This is a genomic window from Paenibacillus sp. Marseille-Q9583 (assembly GCF_976954365.1).
The window spans coordinates 24,243-42,552 of sequence record NZ_CDRJTB010000006.1 but is presented as its reverse complement, the minus strand read 5'-3'; the positions used below and the strand labels follow the sequence as shown (position 1 = coordinate 42,552).

Below are 18,310 nucleotides of genomic sequence, written 5' to 3'. Positions count from 1 at the left end.
AACGGTTACAAAGAGGGGAGTAAAGTTTTTTTTCCTATATATAAAGCCCGAATATCGCATCTCAGAAACCATCTAGAGTTACCTCTAAAACGTAAGCTATAAGCAAAGCTTATGCCCTACCATGTAAATTGAAGCGATCTGTATAGCGGCCTGTTTCCTTTCATATACATAGAGCAGTAGTTAAAAGGGAATGAAGGGGTGCGAGTATAATGGAACAACAGTGGAAGCAGAGTCTATATGTATATGTAGATCAAGTGAATAAGGCCAGGGTGGAACCTAAGTCCTCATCGCAAACAGTTTCCGTATCCGTTAAAGATCCACATTTTCTGGTGGAGCAAGGGGAACGTTCACGCCGTATCGCTGAATGGTATACCGCTCGTGGGATCACTCCGCTGCGTGGGGAAACAGGTGTAAAGACTTTACGGACCGTCCGGCAGACTCCGACAGAGGTGGTAGCAGAGGTTACGCTGCATAGTGCACTCTATTATGAAAAAGGAGGCGTTAACCACCGTGAGGATAGGGTTGAGCTGGAGCGGTTGACCTTTGTGCGGGACGGAGGGGGTTGGGAAATCGCTGCTATAGAACGAACCATTCCCGAAAGGAATACAGTTCATAGAGCTGAGGTGGAGCTATCAGGCAGGTTGTCCAAATGGGGGGAAGCTTTGCCTGCTCCGCTGCCATCACAGCCCCTTCTAAACCGGAATATACTTGGTGAGATCTCGGGCTCAAGAGAGGTTCGCTACAACCGTGAAGAAGCGGTGGCTTATGCCGATCGTTGGTGGAAAGACGGGAATCCGGAGTTCGAAACATTTGAGGTAGATTGTACGAATTATGTCTCCCAATGCCTCTTTGCAGGGGGCGCGCCTATCAACTATACTGGTAAAAGAGAAACGGGTTGGTGGTACAAAGGCTACCAAGGAAAACAGGAATGGTGGAGTTATAGCTGGGCTGTATCAGACAGTCTGCAGCGCTATTTGAGCGTTAGCCGGAGCAGTGGGTTACGTGCGGAAGTCATGGAGCGGCCGGAGCAATTGATGCTGGGCGATATCATTCAATATGACTGGGATGGTAACGGGCAATATCAGCACAGCACGATCGTCACAGCCTTTGATGCTGGTGGCATGCCGCTTGTGAATGCACGTACAGTCAGCAGTCGTCATCGCTTCTGGGACTATCGTGATTCTTACGCATGGACGGATCAAACGAAATACCGTTTTTTTCATATTAACGACTATTTATAAGACAGAAAGAGGTTATAAAGGTATGGGGAACGCAAAACTAACCGTAGGGCTGGTGTACGGGGGCAAATCCGGAGAACATGAGGTATCGCTACAGACGGCTTTTGCCGTGATGAACTCATTTGATTACGATAAATATGAGATTATCCCTTTCTATATTTCAAAACAGGGCTTGTGGAAAGTCGGAGAGACGTTATCGGTACCTTATAGTGAGGTAGAGCAGCTCAAGCTTTCAGATGCAACGGAAGATATGGGCTCAGCCCTGAATGTAGTATTTAGTGGACTATCTGGTGCGGATAAAGCGGTGGACGTTATGTTCCCACTGCTGCACGGCACGTATGGCGAGGACGGAACAATTCAAGGGTTGTTCGAAATGGCGAATATTCCTTACATTGGGGCTGGTGTTCTTGCCTCTTCGGCAGGGATGGATAAGGTTGTTATGAAGAAGCTATTCGCTGATGCAGGTCTGGATCAGTGTGAATATTGTTATTTTAACATCAGCGCTTGGAAAAGAAAAAGCCATGAGTTGATTGTGGGTGTAGAGGATAAACTGGGATATCCAGCATTCGTAAAGCCTGCTAATCTGGGCTCAAGTGTAGGTATTTCTAAGGCTTCCGATAAGGAAAGTCTTGTAAAAGCTATAGATTTCGCCTTCCGTTATGACACTAAAGTCATTATTGAGGAATTCGTGGATGCTCGTGAGGTAGAGGTCGGTGTGCTCGGAAATGATGAGCCAGAGGCTTCTGTTCCGGGTGAAATCGTTTCTTCTGGAGAATATTATGACTACGCAGCTAAATATACGGACGGTAAATCGCAAATGATGATTCCTGCGCCAGTAGATTCTGAAGTTGCTGATCGTTTGCGGGAGTCCGCGATAACCGCTTTTAGAGCGATTGAGGGTAGCGGGATTACCCGGGCGGACTTCTTCCTGCGGAGATCGGATGGTAAAATTCTAATTAACGAAGTGAATACGATGCCTGGCTTCACTCCGTACAGCATGTATCCGCTATTGTGGCGTGAGACAGGTGTATCCTATAGAGCTCTGTTAGACCGTATGATTGAGTTAGCCTTAGAGCGCTATAATTTCAAACAAGGTCTTAAGTATGACAACGAGTAATTGAAGCTACTAGCGGGTTCATCCCGACTGGAAAGGGGCCAAGAAATATGGGTTTTCAAACTGAATTCAATTCCGTCTGTAAGTTCAAGAATGAACAAGAGCTGTACGAGCTGCTGGAGTATGGGCGTACCAAAATGGTGAAGCAGGGCTTTCGTGTGTACCCGACGGGTCAGAAGGTGATTGCCTACACACCTGAGAATGTAGCTGTAGCGATCGTCAAAATCTCAGCCTCGATCGCAGAGATTAATTTTCAGGGGCATGAGGTTACAGCGGTCGAAATGGAACTCGTGCGTAAATTGAATGAAGAAGAATCGAAAGTGCAAACCGCACTAGCAGATGAAATGTTTTTTGGAGCGCAGGGATGATTGTCCGTTTTGGATATGTAGCGATGTCCACCGTTATCAAAGACTGCTCACCATCCAAGACTATGACGATGGCCTCCTTCAAAAAGCTGGATGACCGTGAAGCGGCACTTCGGCGTTTGGAGAACCTCGCTCGGATGAATCTGCACAATACGCTGCGACTAATGAAGCATAATGTGGGTTCGGACATCTTCGTGTACCGTCTCACTTCCAAGCTGATTCCTCTGGCGACGCATCCTGATTTACAGGATTGGAATCCGTTTGCTGCGCTCGCTGAGGAATTTGCGGAAGTGGGGCAATATGTGAAAAAGCATGGGATGCGGGTGTCTTTTCATCCAGATCACTTTACAGTGCTTAGTACACCCCGTCCTGAGGTGCTAGTAAGTTCCATCCGGGATTTGCAGCACCACACGGACATGCTGAATGCCATGGGACTTCCTGCCATGGCGAAGAACAATATTCATATTGGCGGAGCCTATGGGGACAAGCCGGTGGCAGCCAAGCGGTTTGAGAAGCATTTCCGCGAGCTACCAGCAGCGCTGCAGGCACGTATTACGCTGGAGAATGATGATAAGACCTTCACAGCCCCGGAGACACTGGCAGTCTGCCAGAACGTAGGCCTGCCGATGGTGCTGGATATTCACCATCAATGGGTGAATAATGAAGGAGAGCTCCCTTGGGAGCTGTGGCCTGATATTCAGCAGACATGGCGGAGCGAGCTTGCACAGAAGGATGTTCCGTCTGGAGAGCTTTTCTCGCCTAAGATTCATGTATCTAGTCCGCGCAGTCCGTCTGATCCACGCAGCCATGCAGATGGTGTGGAGCCTGCGCCATTAGTAGCTTTTTTAAAGCGGATAGCTGCAGATACCCCTGCTATAGATGTTATGATTGAGGCAAAACTAAAAGATGGTGCGTTATTTGGATTGATGGAAGCGATGAAGGAGCTGGCTGATGCCGGTAACGGAATTTCTGTATTAAATGGGGCAAGTGTGAATATCGAACCTTAAACAATGAAAATAAGGCGATAGGTCCCGAATACGGGCCCTATCATGACTTGATATGTAACTTGAAATAGGGTACGTTGAATGAAACTTTATTACGATTAACATTCAAGGGAACATAGAAATGGGTATCCCTTATGGCGGAACTTTGAGAACGTTTTGGCGTATTGAACGGTATTGTGAATAGGATTGCTTTAAATTTCATGCCAATGGCGATTATGTTCAAGGAAGCGGAGTGAAGATATGAGTCCTTTAAAACCAGAGGGTAAGAAAGAACGTGAACCCTATGTAGTAACGAGCAAGGGACATACGGCGGTAGCCATTAATGCTGCTGCCAAAGCAGGAGAATGGATAAAAAGCAGACAGGGTCTGGTGAAGGAACTTAATACAAAGACATCGGCACAGGATCTGGTCACGGAAGTAGATAAAGGCGTTGAACAGATGATCCGCAGGTTGATCCTGACACATTATCCAGATCATGCGATCCTCGGTGAGGAAGGCGTTTCCCCGGGAGCAGCAGCAGCAACCGCTGCATTGGAAGAAGCTCGTGAGCATGAATATCTGTGGATTGTAGATCCTGTAGATGGTACGACTAATTTTGTACACGGATTTCCTTTTTACTGTGTCTCCATTGCTTTAGTGATTCGTGGAGAATTAACGGTGGGGGTAATTTACGATCCAATTCGTGATGAAATGTTCGTTGCTGAAAAAGGTAAGGGAGCCTACATGCATGGTGTTCCTACCGCAGTCTCTAAGGAGGACGTTTTTGGAGACAGCTTGATTGCTATGGGCTTTCCGCCGGACCGTGAATTTGCGCAACCTGTGAATATGGCAGGACTGAAGAGCATTCTTCCGCAGATTCGTGGTATTCGCGCAGGAGGTTCAGCTGCTCTACACTTGGCTTATGTAGCAGCAGGTCGGGTAGATGGATACTGGGAAGTAGGCCTAAGCCCTTGGGATTGTGCAGCAGGAGTACTGCTAGTGCTTGAATCAGGGGGCAGAATTACGGATACGCTTGGGCGTCCATACGATATTGGCACTCGTCATATAGTAGCAAGTAATGGTCATATTCACGAATATTTGGTTTCGTCGCTGAAGAATGCTGAAGCAACAGGATATAAGCTTTAGGGAGGACGATGCATCATGAGCGAGAAGGATGATCTGGAACGCAAGCTAAGCGAAATGTTGGTTGATGGTGAGATGGAACAGGGTGACCGTATAGCTAAAGAAATCCGTGAGATCTCTCCGAAGTATGAAATTCGTATCCAGACCACAATGGATCCTATTGTGGTGGAGACGCTGCGGTATCGTAAGATTGGACATGAACTAGACGATCGTTATGATAAATATCTGGAACGTGCCGGGAAAAATTTGAATTCACAAGAGGATTCAAATAAAGAATAAGACATTCGTGTCTAGCTGTGATAATAATTGTGATTTTCAGAGCGGTTTCCCGAATATGGGAGGCCGCTCTTTTGCGTTGCTATCAGGGATGGTAGAATGAGAATTAGAACATTTTGGGAGGGATACGATGCTAAGCAAGTGGAGAAGAATTTTAGCAGCTAGCACAAGCAGTATGCTTTTGTTATCTGTGCTGATTGGCGTAGGTGCCGGATCGGCAAATGCAGCTGACACGCCTACAACACAAGATGCAAGTCAGGATGTCTTTCGCATCGTAGCTCTTGGCGATTCGATTACTGCCGGATACGAGCCGGGAATGACGGATGTGAATACCAAGCCTTACGGTTATGCGGAGCGACTACTGGAGCAGGGGTGGTATCATGGCCGGAGCGAGCTTACCAATTATGGTATTCTTGGATTGACCACTGCTGGATTACGTAATTACACAGGAGCCATCAAGGTCGGCTCTGTGATTACTGCTGAAGGTATTCAGTCAGGTCTCCCAGATCCGCGGATAGACCAGTTCGTAAAGTTAACCCCACAGATCGCATCAGAGCTGAAGGAAGCCGATCTGATTACGATTACAATTGGCGGGAATGATGTAAGCCGTCTTTTCTTACAGGTTAAGGAGCTGACAGATACAGATTTCGAATCTCAGCTGGAGCAGAAGCTAGCGGATTATAATACGAATGTGAAGGCCAGTCTTGAGAATATTCGTGCGATAAATCCTCAAGCAACAATTATACTGGCTGACCAATATCAGCCTGCTCCTAAGATCGCTCTTGGTGCGATGTACACTAAATTGATGACCGCAGCAGCGAAATTTACGGATTCGGCAGATCGTGTGGCTGCAAGTATGAATCAAGAGGGAGCAAAGGTAGTAGTAGCTCATGTAGCGGCAAAGTTTGCCGGCTCAGAGGGATCACTCACGCATATTATCGGGGCAGGACAAGCGGATTTTCACCCAACGCAGCTCGGATACGAGACCATTGCAAAAGTATTTGCTGAATTACAATGGGGGGATTACCGCATTCCCACTGTAGCGGCGATGGCTACGGATACTGTACCGATGTCGATTGTTGTAAAGGGTGTAGAGTTAAATACGCCGAATAAGCCCATCCTTAAGAATGGTCAGAACTTCTTGGCGCTTAAAGATATTCTAAATGCCGTAGGCGCTAACGGAAAGTGGGATAATAAGACCTCCAGTGCTACTATTGAATACGGTGGCCGGACGGTTGTAATCACGATCGGTAGCAAATTTATTAAGGTGAATGGACAGAATGTAGCCATTGATACCCCTGCTTTTCTGCAAAAGGTAGGCAAAGAAGATAAAACTTATCTTCCCCTTGCCGCATTGGCGACCGGACTTGGATTCGATGTGAATTATAGTAGCAAACTGCGTACTGCTTTCATAAATCCATAAATCTGCATATTATATCATAAGTACTTTAAATTAAGCCCGTAAGGCAAAGGTGGATGGAATATTGTCTAGTTCAAAATTTAGTGCTGAATATATCATCACTATGGATGATATTGTACGGGAAGGTCATCCCGTGCTTCGTACCGTAGCACAAACAGTAGAGCTTCCTTTACAGGAGGAGGATCGTGAGACTCTGCAATGTATGCTTCAGTTTCTGAAGAACAGTCAGGACCCGGAGATTTCCGAAGAATATAATTTGCGCTCTGGTGTAGGTCTGTCGGCGAATCAAATCGGACTTACGAAGCGTATGTTCGTGATGTATTCTACGGACGAGAGAGGAAGAATTGTAGAGCATGCTTGGGTTAACCCTAAGATCATCAGTCACTCACTAACCATGGTGTACTTACCGGAGAGTGAAGGATGTCTGTCTGTTGATCGGCCGGTGCATGGATTTGTACCTCGTTATGAATCTGTAAAGGTAAAGGGATATGATCTTGAGGGTAAGGAGGTTGTCCTTAAATTTAAAGGCTACCAAGCCATCATCATCCAGCATGAGATTGATCATCTCGATGGGATCATGTTCTACGACCGAATCAACAAGGAGAATCCATTCAAGCTTCCTCAGGGAGTGGAGATTCGGAACTTGTACGAGTAAAAGAAAATCTCTGAATAGGAAAGCATGTGGTCTTGCAGCATAAAGCTGAGGGGCACATGCTTTTTTTTTTGCTATCTGCAAGACTGAATGATTTCAAATATTTTACAAATTAATCCACAGGAGGTACCATATAGCTAATGGGTAGAAAGTAACTTTATTATCAGAAGGAGGTTATTAAATGGGTTGGGGTAGAATGCCAATAAGAGGCGTTGTTAACGAATATAATGATGAGGTTAAGAAGATTGATGAGCAGATTTTGACTCTGATTCAGGAACGTAAAGCTATAACAGGCAAAAAACGCTTCTCCCCTGAAAGTGAACTCCTTGAGGAATGGTCAACTAGATTCGAGATGGACCCTTCACAGATTGTACAGTATATACACAGTCTGAATGAGGCTGTACCCAGACGGAAATATTGGGAAGAGCCGGGTTTACTGCTCGGCGTACTTCCAATCGTGAAGCGGATAGTCCTCGAAGATTGCGAATATACACTTACACATGCTATGCAATATGAAGCTCTCAGCATCGTTACTGTGGAAATTAAGTATTTAAAAGAAACAGTGGAGCACGTTCATCTTAGAGCCGCCCTAACATTGGAAATTATGAGTGAGGCAGCCTATGAAATCCAACCGCATGGAGGCCATGGAGGGGGCGCACATACACAAATGAAATTCTTGGTTTGGCCACCGCTGCCAACGGATCTGGATACGGTTCAATTTTCCTTAATACCTGGTGAAGACAGAATGTTTGGGCCTTCAATGACGGAGATTATATTGGACAAGCAAGTCGATTTCGAATAGTGCTTATGCAAAAAAACCTACCACCAGAAGTGGTCAAGCCCCCATTTTATAGACACTGAAAAAAGACCCTAGGCAATAAGCTGTTTCCGGTACTCTACCGGAGGCAGCTTATTTAACCTTCGTTGTGGCCGATGTTGGTTATAAAATCGAATGTAATCTTCAATTTTCCTTTGTGCCTCATCCATATTTCGGATATCATAAGGATAGAGTCCTTCCGTTTTGAGATGCGAGAAGAAGCTCTCCATAGAGGCGTTGTCATAACAATTGCCTCGGCGAGACATGCTGATTCGGGCCCCAACCTTTGGCAGCATGTCGTGGTATGCATGAGACGTGTATTGGAATCCCTGATCGCTGTGAACGATCAGTCCAGTCACGTCTTTTTGCTGACTCCACGCCTGCTCAAAGGTCCGGAGAACCAGTTCGTTGTCGTTCCTAGCGCTCATTTGATAAGCGATAATTTCGTTATTGAATAAATCTTTAATCGCAGAAAGATAGAGCCACTTTTCGCCTACACGATATTGCGTAATGTCTGTCACCCATTTTTGGTTGGGAGCATCCGCTTTGAAATCCCGTTTCAAAATATTTTTCGCCACACGGTCTCCTTCAGAAGTAGCATAATTACAACGATGTTTTCGGCGGATCCTCGAACGAATGCCTAAATCCTGCATAATTCTGAGTACCTTCTTATGATTCATCCAAACCCCGTGGTCTTGTAGCAAGAACAATTGAATTTGGCGATAACCGTAGACTCCTTCATACCTTTCATAGACCTTCTGAATGAGCGCCTTTGCTTCCTGATCCCGATCTGTTCCTTTGCGCTTCAGGAAAGCGTAGTATCCACTTCTAGAGACCCTAAAGAGTTTACACAGGTTGCTAACGGCATACTCTTTTGCAGCGTTCTCAATGACTCTATATTTGTGCGTTTCACCTCCTGCATCCAGATTTCCAAACACTTTTTTAGCATTTCATTTTCCCGTTTGAGCTTTTGAACATACCTATCTTGATCGATATATTCAATACGACGCCCCCGTTGATCTAGTAGCCCAAATTCCCCTAGCTCTCGGTATTTCTTCATCCATCTCTTTACCCGTCCTTGATCTTGTATCTCAAAATGCTCCGTAATTTTCCGATAAGTCCATCTTTCCTCCACATGTAAACGAATGGCCTCTTTTTTAATCTCATCTGAGTAATTTTTAAACTTCTGTCCTTTAATCGCCATAAAAATGCACCCCCTAGAATTTCATCGGATAAACCAGGGGTTTTTTCCAATGTCTATTCTAAGGGGTGCACTTCAGAAGCTTGGTGGTAGGTTTTAGTATGTTTAGTGGCCGTAAATAACGTCTTATTTCTCAGCCGCCATAGCACGGAATGACGCTTCTGCTGCAATTAGCGTAGCTTCGATATCCGTAACGGTATGTGCTGTCGTTAGGAACCAAGCTTCATATTTTGAAGGGGCAAGGTTAATCCCGCGGTTTAACATGTGACGGAAGAAGCTGGCGAACATTTCGCCGTCGGTATCCTGCGCTTCATCGTAATTTGTAACTGGATGATTACAGAAATGAGTAGAGAATGAACCACGGATGCGGTTAATCGTCAGTGGAATGCCATGACGGTCAGCAGATTCCTGCAGTCCGTCGACTAGACGGATCGCAAGACGTTCCATCTCATCGTATACGCCTTCTGCGCTCAGCACTTCCAAACAGGCGATACCTGCGGAAATGGAAGCAGGATTTCCCGCCATTGTTCCCGCTTGGTATGCCGGTCCTAGTGGGGCTACTTGTTCCATCACATGCTTACGTCCGCCGTACGCGCCGATCGGTAAGCCGCCACCAATGATTTTACCGAGTGCTGTAAGGTCAGGAGTAATGTCTTCATGATTATCCAGTCCTGCATATGTCTGTGTGGAACCATAGTGGAAGCGGAAGGCCGTAATGACTTCGTCATAAATAACGAGTGAGCCGTTATCATGAGCCAGCTTGCAAAGCCCTTCGAGGAATCCCGGCTTCGGCATCACCATACCGAAATTACCGACAATCGGTTCAACCATTACAGCGGCGACATCTTCGCCCCATTTTTCCAGTGCCTCTTGCAGGCTTTCCAGATCATTAAAAGGAACAGTGATTACTTCCTGTGCAATACTGCTAGGAACGCCGGCGCTATCTGGAATGCCAAGCGTAGAAGGCCCGGATCCTGCTGCTACGAGCACTAGATCAGAGTGGCCGTGATAACAGCCAGCGAATTTTACGATTTTGCTACGCTTTGTATAAGCACGAGCGACACGAATGGTAGTCATAACCGCTTCTGTGCCGGAATTGACAAACCGGACTTTATCCATAGACGGAATAGCTTCTTTAAGCATTTTAGCAAGCTTAATTTCGAGCTCTGTTGGGGTTCCGTAAAGAACACCATTCTCAGCTGCAGTGGTAATTGCCTTCGTTATATGTGGGTGAGCATGGCCGGTAATGATCGGTCCATAGGCTTGGAGATAGTCGATATATTCATTGCCATCTACATCCCAGAAGTGAGATCCGCTGGCACGTTTCATAAATACAGGTGCTCCGCCTCCAACGGCTTTAAAAGAGCGGGAAGGGCTATTTACACCTCCAACGATATGTTGAAGGGCTTCGTGATAAAGTTGCTCAGATGTGGAACGATTCATAATGTGATCATCCTTTCGATTGTTGGTGCTCATGGCAACGGGCGAACAACGGTGTTTCCGCTGTCCGCCCGTATTATACCATTGCCTGTAGTGTCTACTTGTGAACGTTGCTTGTCAGATCTTTATTGGGTTCCGCTAGTGTTACTATTTGAAGTAGTCTCTGGTGAACTTGAAGGTGTAGGCGTTGGCTCAGGGCCATTTAAGGTATCCTGAACAAATTCCTTTAATTTTTTCTCACTGCGAATGCCTATAACCTGCGATCCGTCACTTGTAGTTTCCTCTTTGAGCAGATCCATGGGCGGAATTTGCTCACTACCGCCCATGGTACTATCGTACCCAACGGTTGCAAGCTTCCACATATCATTTACTGTCAGATTGGTTTCGATATAAGGCGTAACTTGAGACAGGATATTCGGTAGCTTGATTATGGATGTGGTCTTGATCAGCTTGTCAGCCACAACCTTGAGAAAAGCACGCTGGCGCTCGGTCCGAGTGAAGTCGGAGGTAGCGTCATGTCGAAAACGTACATATTGCAGAGCTTTATTACCGTCGAGATGCTGATATCCTTTTTTAAGATCAATGTCATACTCGGGACCATCTGCAATGGTCTTGTACACCATATCTTTCTCTACTTCATAATCTACACCACCAACGGCATCTACTAGCTTGATGAATCCTTGGAAGTCCGTGTAGACATAATATTGAATCGGGATGCCGAGCAGATCGCTTACAGTCTGCATCGCCGTGTTAGGTCCATAAATGATAGCTGAATTAATACGTTTTTCGCCGTGATCTGGAATCGGAACGTAAGTGTCTCTAAGAATCGAGAATACGCTGATTTTCTTCTTCACGGGATCAAGTGAGGCGACAAGCATTGTATCAGAACGAGGAATTTCTCCCTTCTTGACACCGCGGGCATCTACGCCCATTAGCAGTATATTAACAGGCTCTGTACCTTCCCATTTTGGAGGTTCTGGCGTGTCGACATCAACGGTTTCAGCATTCTTGAATGGTGAATTCTCGGTGTTCGACATGCTGCCAAGCTCATTGACAATGGAAGTGAAGTAGTAAGTGGCCCCACCGATAATAAGTAGGAGTATAATGGCCAGTATCCAAAGCAGCGGTTTCTTTTTTGACTTATTAGTCTTTGCGTGCCTTTTCTTTCTAGGTGGCATTTCTCGTTCTTCCTTTCGCATTCACATTCTCTACATTATAATTTCTTTTGGGGATACGCGCAATTCATGCTCGATCCTCCAATATCAAGAAGGAGTGGATATAACTTGAACGTAGTAGCAATTGGACAAAAAGTACCGAATTTCACCCTTCCGTCTTCCAGCGGGCAAGAGGTTAGTTTAAGTGATTACCTGGGCCGAAAGGTCATTTTATATTTTTATCCTAAAAATATGACACCAGCCTGTACGCAGGAGGCCTGCGAATTCCGGGACGCCCATGATCAGATTACTACGCTTGGTGCGGTTGTTTTAGGCATCAGTCCAGATCCCTTGGCCTCTCATATCCGATTTACGGAGAAGAACAGTCTACCCTTTCCACTATTGTCTGATGAGGATCATAAGGTCAGTGAAATGTTCGGTGTATGGCAGCTTAAGAAGCTCTATGGTAGAGAATTCATGGGCATTGTACGTTCTACTTTTCTGATCAATGAGCAGGGGATCTTAGTGGAAGAATGGCGGAAAGTACGAGTGAAAGGTCATGTAGCATCTGCCATAGCAGGAATTTCCAAATCATAAAGTTTGTTAATAACTTTTTGTGAAAGTCTGTTACATTTTTAACAGCTTTCATAAGGTGTTGTCATGATATAGTTTCCTCATAATTGCTTCAAATTTGGAGCAAGACGAGGTGGTGTAGTGATAATGCTGCGTATTGGCCTTGATATCGGATCAACTACTGCGAAAGTGGTTGTTATAGAGCGTAACACTATTGTTTATCAGGACTATGTAAGACATTATAGCGATATAAAAAAAGCAGCCCTCTCTCTTCTATCTGATGTACAGAGTAGATTTCCTGAGAGAGGCGCAGCCCTTACTGTAAGCGGTTCCTCGGGCTTATCATTATCCAAACTGGGAGGCGTACCGTTCGTTCAGGAGGTGATCGCCTGTACAAAGGCGATTGGCGAGCTGATTCCAGAATGCGATACGGCGATTGAACTGGGGGGTGAGGACGCCAAGATCATCTATCTCCGAGGCGGCATTGAGCAGCGTATGAATACGGCTTGCGCGGGAGGAACGGGAGCATTTATTGATCAAATGGCATCGCTGCTACAGACCGACCCAGCGGGCTTAAACGCATTGGCAGAGAAGCATGAGCGAATCTATCCTATCGCTTCACGCTGCGGTGTATTCGCCAAAAGCGATGTGCAGCCGCTATTAAACGAGGGGGCCCGCCGGGAGGATGTGGCGGCTTCAATCTTTCAGAGTATTGTTAATCAAACGATCAGTGGTCTCGCTTGCGGACGTCCGATTCGCGGACGGGTGGCTTTCCTTGGCGGACCGCTAACCTTCCTGCCAGCCCTGCGTCAGCGTTTTGCGGAGACGCTTGAACTTGCGGAGTCAGATATTCTTTTCCCCGAGCGGTCGCAGTATTTCGTAGCGATTGGATCAGCACTCTCTGAAGCGGATCCTACTATTTTGCCGCTTTCAGGCTGGATCGCACGAATAGCGGCTGTGGATTTTACAGCGGATCGGGCAGCGGATGCTGAATTACCACCGCTGTTTGAGAACCCCGAAGAGCTTGCTGCGTTCCGTCAGCGTCATGGTAAAGCTTCTGCTGCCAGATCAGACCTGGCTGTGTATCGTGGCCCTTGTTATCTGGGGATCGATGCAGGGTCAACAACAACCAAACTCGTATTGACCGGCTCTGCTGACCAAATTCTACATACCTTTTATGGCAGCAACAAGGGGAATCCCTTGTATTCTGTCAGTAAGGCACTGAAGGAAATGTATCGGGTTCTACCGGAAGGCTGTTATATTGCAGGTTCTTATGTAACAGGTTATGGAGAGGGGTTAATAAAAGCCGCCTTATGGGCGGACGGCGGTGAAGTGGAGACGGTTGCTCATTACAAGGCCGCATCTAAGTTCATGCCGGAGGTAGACTTTATTCTGGATATCGGCGGACAGGACATGAAATGCATCAAGATTCGCAGCGGTGCTATCGACAGTCTAATGCTCAATGAAGCCTGTTCGGCAGGCTGCGGCTCTTTTCTGGAGAGCTTTGCTTCTGCGCTCGGATTAGGTATCGAGGAGTTTGCCAAGTCAGCGCTGGAAGCGGTCAAACCTGTTAATTTGGGTTCCCGCTGTACGGTATTCATGAATTCTAAAGTGAAGCAGGTTCAGAAGGAAGGTGCGTCGCTGGCTGATCTTTCGGCAGGTCTTGCCTATTCCGTGATTAAGAATGCCCTGCAAAAAGTAATTAAAATTCGCAACCCTGAGGATTTAGGGCGGAATATTATTGTTCAGGGCGGCACCTTCTATAACGAAGCCGTATTGCGGGCCTTTGAGCGCCTAACGGGGAGAACGGTAGTCAGACCGGATATTGCTGGCGTTATGGGAGCGTACGGTTGTGCACTGATTGCCCGTGAGCAAGCAGGGGATGACGGAAAAAGTACACTGCTTGGACCGGAGGAAATAGCAGGCTTTAAGTACGAGGTATCTTCAGGTCGCTGTGGCCGCTGTGGAAATAACTGTGCGTTAACGATCAGTCGGTTCCCGGACAAGAGCTTCTACGTTACAGGCAATCGCTGTGAGCGTGGTGCAGGAGGCAGGAAAGAGAAGAATGTACTGCCAAATTTGATGCAGTATAAGTATGAACGTTTCTTTGACTATGAAGCATTACCGGAGGCAGGTGCAGCACGGGGCACTGTCGGTATTCCACGTACGATGAATATGTTCGAGAATTACCCGTTCTGGTACACTTTTTTCACCAAACTTGGCTACCGGGTAATTCTCTCTCCTAAATCAAGCAAGAAGCTCTATGAAAGTGGGATGGATACGATTCCTTCAGAATCGATCTGCTATCCTGCAAAGATGGCGCACGGACATGTGCAGAGCTTGATCGGTAAAGGCGTCGATTTTATTTTTTATCCTGCCGTAGTGTATGAGAAGAAGGAAGATGAAGCAGCGGATAATCATTTCAATTGTCCGGTGGTCGCCTCTTACCCTGAGGTTATTCGCAACAATATGGATGGCCTAAAGGAGAATGGAATCACGCTGGTCAGCCCGTTTCTGACCTTCGACGATAGATCTGCGCTGACTAAGGGACTCGTGAAGACATTTACAGGGATTCCGAGAGAAGAGATTGCGAATGCTGTGCAGGCAGGACTTGCTGAAGCTGATCGCGCCAAAAGTGATGTGCGCACCAAAGGTGAAGAGACGCTTGCGTATCTTGCCAGTACTGGGAACAAGGGAATACTTCTCTGTGGTCACCCTTATCATGCGGATCCTGAAATTAATCACGGCATTGCAGATATGATTACCGGTATGGGACTCGCCGTGCTGACAGAAGATTCTGTCTGCCATCTGGACCGAAGTGAAGGGGATGTGGCGGTAGTTAATCAGTGGACTTATCATGCCCGAATGTACCGCGCAGCCCGTCTTGCAGCAGTCCGAACCGACCTGGAGCTTGTTCAATTGACTTCCTTCGGTTGTGGGATTGATGCGATCACCTGTGATGCCGTACAAGACATTATGGAAAGGCATAACAAAGTATATACGCTGATAAAAATCGATGAGATTAGCAACCTTGGCGCTGCGCGAATTCGGCTGCGTTCACTGCTGGCAGCGATGCGCGAACGGGAAAAAGGAAAGGTGCTGCCACAGAAGCCGCCTAAAATACAGGCTAATGTAGCATTCACGAAGGAAATGAAAGAAACGTACACGATCCTTGCGCCACAGATGTCGCCCATTCATTTTGAATTGTTTGAACAGGTCTTCCGCGATGCGGGATACCGTCTCAAGATCCTTGAAACCACTGGACCTGAAGAGACGGAGGAGGGCCTGAGATACGTTAACAATGATGCATGTTATCCCGCTATTGTAACGATAGGGCAGATTCTGTCGGCACTGAAGAGTGGGGACTATGATCCGAATCGTACCGCTGTAATCATGTCACAGACGGGCGGTGGCTGCCGGGCGACGAATTATATTTCTTTGCTCCGCAAAGCCTTAAAGGATTCAGACCTCGAACAGATTCCTGTGATTTCGCTGAATGCTTCTGGAATGGAGAACCAGCCAGGCTTCCGAATCAGTCTTAAGCTGGCAAATCGGCTAATCGCTGCGGCTTGCTATGGTGATCTAATGATGAGGTTGCTAAATCATTTTAGGCCGTATGAGTTCGTTCCAGGGAGTGCTGAGCGTTTATTCCGTAAGGGGATGGAGCGCTGTAAGGTCAGCCTAGTCAACTTCTCGTTCCGAGAATATAAACGTCTGATTCGTGAAATTGTAGCCGATTTCTGTAAGCTGCCCGTTACAGGTGCTACTAAACCAAGAGTAGGCATTGTTGGAGAGATCCTGATTAAATTTCACCCGGACGCCAACAACCGCATCATCGAGATGATCGAGGCGGAGGGCGGAGAAGCGGTAATGCCAGACTTCTTAGATTTCATCTTTTATTGCGTGTATAATCCGATCTACAAAGCCGAGCAATTCGGCAAAAGTAAACGGCTAGGATATATTAATCCGATGTTGATCTCCTATCTGGAGATTTATCGCAAGCCGATAAAGGTAGCTCTTGAGGATGCTGGACTGGCTAAAGGACGGGAAAATATATATGGTCTTGCTGAGAAGGCCAGCCGACTGGTATCCGTAGGAAATCAGATGGGTGAGGGATGGTTCCTGACTGCAGAAATGATGGATCTGCTGGATAATGGTGTGAATAATATTGCTTGTATTCAACCGTTCGCCTGCTTGCCCAATCATATTACCGGGCGTGGGATGATTAAGGGCCTTAAGGAGTTGTATCCAGGTGCGAATATCGTCGCCATTGATTATGATGCTGGAGTTAGTGTAGTTAACCAAGCGAATCGAATCAAGCTGATGATGTCGATTGCTAGCAGTCAGGAAGGGAATGCTGTGTCTGATTTAGAACCATCACTTAAACCGCTGCAGCAGACCTTACTTGAAGGCTCCTACAGTTTGACCTGAGCTTAAAAAGGTAACATTAGACGAAGTGCCTATAAAAAGCGGACCAAGAATTCACTTGATCCGCTTTTTTGTGCTGATTATTAGTTTGTTGAAGGAGAGCTGGCTACGCCTCTCCACCGTTTCAGATGAGGCAGCTGTTCGGCGAGTAATTTGCGGGCGACAGCCTCATCCATTCCTTCTTGAACCAAGTAGCCTGTACAAATGTCAGACATTTCTTGCAGCGTGATATCAGGCTGTTTAAATGCTCCATCTTCGTAGCAGTATACACAATAATCCTCGATCTTTTGCCCTTCCTTGTTCGTTCCAAGTAAATCTTCCGTAGGCATAGGCATCCCACAGCTTTGACAAAATTTCGGTTCGCCTTGCATTTGCCCTGCATGCTCTTGATTCATATACAGCACTCCTTTTAAAAGTATGCGAAGCTTATGAGCACTCGCTTTAAGTACATTATAGAACTATGAATCTGACGACATACCGTCAGGTTTAAAGCGAGGTTGCATATTTTTTGACAACCCCAAGAGCCAACTCTCCAAGCTTCTGACGAATATGTTCCGGCTCTAGCACTTCTAAAGCCGTTCCGAAGCTGAGCAAGAAACCATAGAGCCATCCGTCCTCGGGATAATGGATGGACACGTTATATCCACCATGTCCGTCCGGTTGAAGTTCAGTGGAGTCAAAGCGATCTTCCGCTAGATGTCTGCCTTCAGCTGTGAAGTGCAGAAGGATTGGCGGCACTACTGAGGCAGAAGTCACTCGCTGATAATCAGTGCTCCAGGGCAGCTCATGCATGTCTCTATCTTCTCTAATGAACTCCCGTTTTTCTTTAACGAGTCCTTTCATACGGTGCAGCTTGAATAATCTGAAATCCTGGCGTTGCAGACAGTAACCATACAAGTACCATGCTTGTCCTTTTAAGACTAAAGTATAGGGCTCGACAGAACGCTGACTGGACTGCCCCTCCGCATTGACATAATCAAAGGCCACAGTTCTGTTTTCTTCCAGCGCCTCTTTTAGAGTTGCAATCTTCTCTTCTAAGATAGGCTGAAGACCCCAAGGAGAGAAATCGATGATAAGCTGGGTCGTTTTGCTTCGGAAAGCAGCGGTCTGAGAGGGCGGGATTACGCTACTGATCTTCTCCATGAGCAGAGTGTGTTCAGTTCCGCCATAAGAGGAGACGCTTTGCAGAGCAGAGAAAATATCTGCCAGCTCGCGCTCCGTCAATACATTGCGGTCTAACCGGTAGCCTTCCATAAGGCCGATTCCACCACCCGATCCCTGATAGGTGACGATAGGAATTCCAGCCCCATTAATACTTTCAATATCACGGTAAATGGTACGCACGGACACTTCGAACATGTCGGCGAGCTCCTTCGCCTGAATGAGACGCCGGTTCATTAGTAGAATGACGATAGAGAGCAATCGATCAATTTTCAAAAGGTAGAGCCCTCCTTTTTGGATAAATTCGTTATGTAATGATGTACTACATCTTAGCAAATTCTTGAA

The 18,310-nt window shown here is 46.6% G+C and carries 17 protein-coding genes; 11 read left to right on the top strand and 6 right to left on the bottom strand.

Annotation, left to right across the window (positions count from 1 at the left end; genetic code table 11):
* The first annotated feature begins 206 nt into the window (after window positions 1-206).
* From ACWNM1_RS04730 to ACWNM1_RS04690, 9 genes are all read left to right on the top strand, one after another.
* Window positions 207-1,241, top strand: coding sequence for an amidase domain-containing protein (locus ACWNM1_RS04730; RefSeq protein ID WP_449600174.1), 1,035 nt, complete (start codon window positions 207-209; stop codon window positions 1,239-1,241).
* 22 nt (window positions 1,242-1,263) lie between these two features.
* The gene (locus ACWNM1_RS04725) at window positions 1,264-2,355 is read left to right on the top strand and encodes a D-alanine--D-alanine ligase (RefSeq protein ID WP_449600110.1); all 1,092 of its coding nucleotides are present in this window, start codon (window positions 1,264-1,266) and stop codon (window positions 2,353-2,355) included.
* Between the two features lie 47 nt (window positions 2,356-2,402).
* Window positions 2,403-2,720: a hypothetical protein gene (locus ACWNM1_RS04720; protein WP_042123954.1), complete on the top strand. Its 318-nt coding sequence runs from the start codon at window positions 2,403-2,405 to the stop codon at window positions 2,718-2,720.
* Window positions 2,717-3,724, top strand: a complete 1,008-nt coding sequence (gene uvsE, locus ACWNM1_RS04715; RefSeq protein ID WP_449600109.1) for a UV DNA damage repair endonuclease UvsE — start codon at window positions 2,717-2,719, stop codon at window positions 3,722-3,724. Before ACWNM1_RS04720 ends, uvsE begins: the two co-directional genes overlap by 4 nt.
* 237 nt (window positions 3,725-3,961) lie before the next feature.
* Complete coding sequence (locus tag ACWNM1_RS04710) at window positions 3,962-4,846, top strand: inositol monophosphatase family protein (protein WP_449600108.1); 885 nt, start codon at window positions 3,962-3,964, stop codon at window positions 4,844-4,846.
* A 15-nt stretch (window positions 4,847-4,861) separates the two neighbouring features.
* Window positions 4,862-5,122: a hypothetical protein gene (locus tag ACWNM1_RS04705; protein ID WP_449600107.1), complete on the top strand. Its 261-nt coding sequence runs from the start codon at window positions 4,862-4,864 to the stop codon at window positions 5,120-5,122.
* Between the two features lie 127 nt (window positions 5,123-5,249).
* On the top strand, window positions 5,250-6,542 hold the full coding sequence (locus tag ACWNM1_RS04700) for a stalk domain-containing protein (protein WP_449600106.1): 1,293 nt from the start codon (window positions 5,250-5,252) through the stop codon (window positions 6,540-6,542).
* Between the two features lie 100 nt (window positions 6,543-6,642).
* On the top strand, window positions 6,643-7,194 hold the full coding sequence (gene def / locus ACWNM1_RS04695) for a peptide deformylase (protein WP_449600173.1): 552 nt from the start codon (window positions 6,643-6,645) through the stop codon (window positions 7,192-7,194).
* A 178-nt stretch (window positions 7,195-7,372) separates the two neighbouring features.
* Window positions 7,373-7,993 (top strand): hypothetical protein, encoded by a 621-nt coding sequence (locus tag ACWNM1_RS04690; protein ID WP_449600105.1) that lies wholly within the window; start codon window positions 7,373-7,375, stop codon window positions 7,991-7,993.
* Window positions 7,994-8,061: 68 nt separating this feature from the next.
* On the opposite strand, the gene ACWNM1_RS04685 is transcribed toward ACWNM1_RS04690, so the two are convergent.
* The 4 genes from ACWNM1_RS04685 to ACWNM1_RS04670 all read right to left on the bottom strand — a co-directional run bounded on the left by ACWNM1_RS04685 (window position 8,062) and on the right by ACWNM1_RS04670 (window position 11,827).
* Window positions 8,062-8,862, bottom strand: coding sequence for an IS3 family transposase (locus ACWNM1_RS04685; RefSeq protein ID WP_231574208.1), 801 nt, complete (start codon window positions 8,860-8,862; stop codon window positions 8,062-8,064).
* Window positions 8,814-9,212: a helix-turn-helix domain-containing protein gene (locus ACWNM1_RS04680; protein ID WP_042123336.1), complete on the bottom strand. Its 399-nt coding sequence runs from the start codon at window positions 9,210-9,212 to the stop codon at window positions 8,814-8,816. Before ACWNM1_RS04680 ends, ACWNM1_RS04685 begins: the two co-directional genes overlap by 49 nt.
* A gap of 123 nt (window positions 9,213-9,335) precedes the next feature.
* Window positions 9,336-10,652 (bottom strand): glutamate-1-semialdehyde 2,1-aminomutase, encoded by a 1,317-nt coding sequence (locus tag ACWNM1_RS04675; RefSeq protein WP_449600104.1) that lies wholly within the window; start codon window positions 10,650-10,652, stop codon window positions 9,336-9,338.
* 122 nt (window positions 10,653-10,774) lie between these two features.
* Window positions 10,775-11,827 (bottom strand): LCP family protein, encoded by a 1,053-nt coding sequence (locus tag ACWNM1_RS04670; RefSeq protein ID WP_449600103.1) that lies wholly within the window; start codon window positions 11,825-11,827, stop codon window positions 10,775-10,777.
* Window positions 11,828-11,932: 105 nt separating this feature from the next.
* On the opposite strand from ACWNM1_RS04670, the gene bcp reads away from it, so the two are divergent.
* Together bcp and ACWNM1_RS04660 are read left to right on the top strand one after the other, a co-directional pair.
* The gene (gene bcp, locus ACWNM1_RS04665) at window positions 11,933-12,400 is read left to right on the top strand and encodes a thioredoxin-dependent thiol peroxidase (RefSeq protein WP_449600102.1); all 468 of its coding nucleotides are present in this window, start codon (window positions 11,933-11,935) and stop codon (window positions 12,398-12,400) included.
* Window positions 12,401-12,523: 123 nt separating this feature from the next.
* Window positions 12,524-16,807 carry an acyl-CoA dehydratase activase-related protein gene (locus ACWNM1_RS04660; RefSeq protein ID WP_449600101.1) on the top strand — a complete coding sequence of 1,428 codons (4,284 nt, stop codon included), beginning with the start codon at window positions 12,524-12,526 and terminating at the stop codon, window positions 16,805-16,807.
* 80 nt (window positions 16,808-16,887) lie between these two features.
* Here the strand turns inward: ACWNM1_RS04660 and ACWNM1_RS04655 are convergent, their stop codons facing one another.
* The gene (locus tag ACWNM1_RS04655) at window positions 16,888-17,199 is read right to left on the bottom strand and encodes a zinc ribbon domain-containing protein (RefSeq protein WP_449600100.1); all 312 of its coding nucleotides are present in this window, start codon (window positions 17,197-17,199) and stop codon (window positions 16,888-16,890) included.
* Window positions 17,200-17,290: 91 nt separating this feature from the next.
* Complete coding sequence (locus ACWNM1_RS04650; protein WP_449600099.1) at window positions 17,291-18,241, bottom strand: helix-turn-helix transcriptional regulator; 951 nt, start codon at window positions 18,239-18,241, stop codon at window positions 17,291-17,293.
* Window positions 18,242-18,310: the final 69 nt, after the last annotated feature.

Bases quoted from the DNA above. Each gene is read 5' to 3' on its own strand.
- ACWNM1_RS04705 (WP_449600107.1), top strand. From the start codon at position 4,862: ATGAGCGAGAAGGATGATCTGGAACGCAAGCTAAGCGAAATGTTGGTT.
- ACWNM1_RS04700 (WP_449600106.1), top strand. From the start codon at position 5,250: ATGCTAAGCAAGTGGAGAAGAATTTTAGCAGCTAGCACAAGCAGTATG.
- ACWNM1_RS04670 (WP_449600103.1), bottom strand. From the start codon at position 11,827: ATGCCACCTAGAAAGAAAAGGCACGCAAAGACTAATAAGTCAAAAAAG.
- ACWNM1_RS04725 (WP_449600110.1), top strand. From the start codon at position 1,264: ATGGGGAACGCAAAACTAACCGTAGGGCTGGTGTACGGGGGCAAATCC.
- ACWNM1_RS04720 (WP_042123954.1), top strand. From the start codon at position 2,403: ATGGGTTTTCAAACTGAATTCAATTCCGTCTGTAAGTTCAAGAATGAA.
- def (WP_449600173.1), top strand. From the start codon at position 6,643: ATGGATGATATTGTACGGGAAGGTCATCCCGTGCTTCGTACCGTAGCA.
- ACWNM1_RS04655 (WP_449600100.1), bottom strand. From the start codon at position 17,199: ATGAATCAAGAGCATGCAGGGCAAATGCAAGGCGAACCGAAATTTTGT.
- ACWNM1_RS04690 (WP_449600105.1), top strand. From the start codon at position 7,373: ATGGGTTGGGGTAGAATGCCAATAAGAGGCGTTGTTAACGAATATAAT.
- ACWNM1_RS04710 (WP_449600108.1), top strand. From the start codon at position 3,962: ATGAGTCCTTTAAAACCAGAGGGTAAGAAAGAACGTGAACCCTATGTA.
- uvsE (WP_449600109.1), top strand. From the start codon at position 2,717: ATGATTGTCCGTTTTGGATATGTAGCGATGTCCACCGTTATCAAAGAC.
- ACWNM1_RS04680 (WP_042123336.1), bottom strand. From the start codon at position 9,212: ATGGCGATTAAAGGACAGAAGTTTAAAAATTACTCAGATGAGATTAAA.
- ACWNM1_RS04660 (WP_449600101.1), top strand. From the start codon at position 12,524: ATGCTGCGTATTGGCCTTGATATCGGATCAACTACTGCGAAAGTGGTT.
- ACWNM1_RS04675 (WP_449600104.1), bottom strand. From the start codon at position 10,652: ATGAATCGTTCCACATCTGAGCAACTTTATCACGAAGCCCTTCAACAT.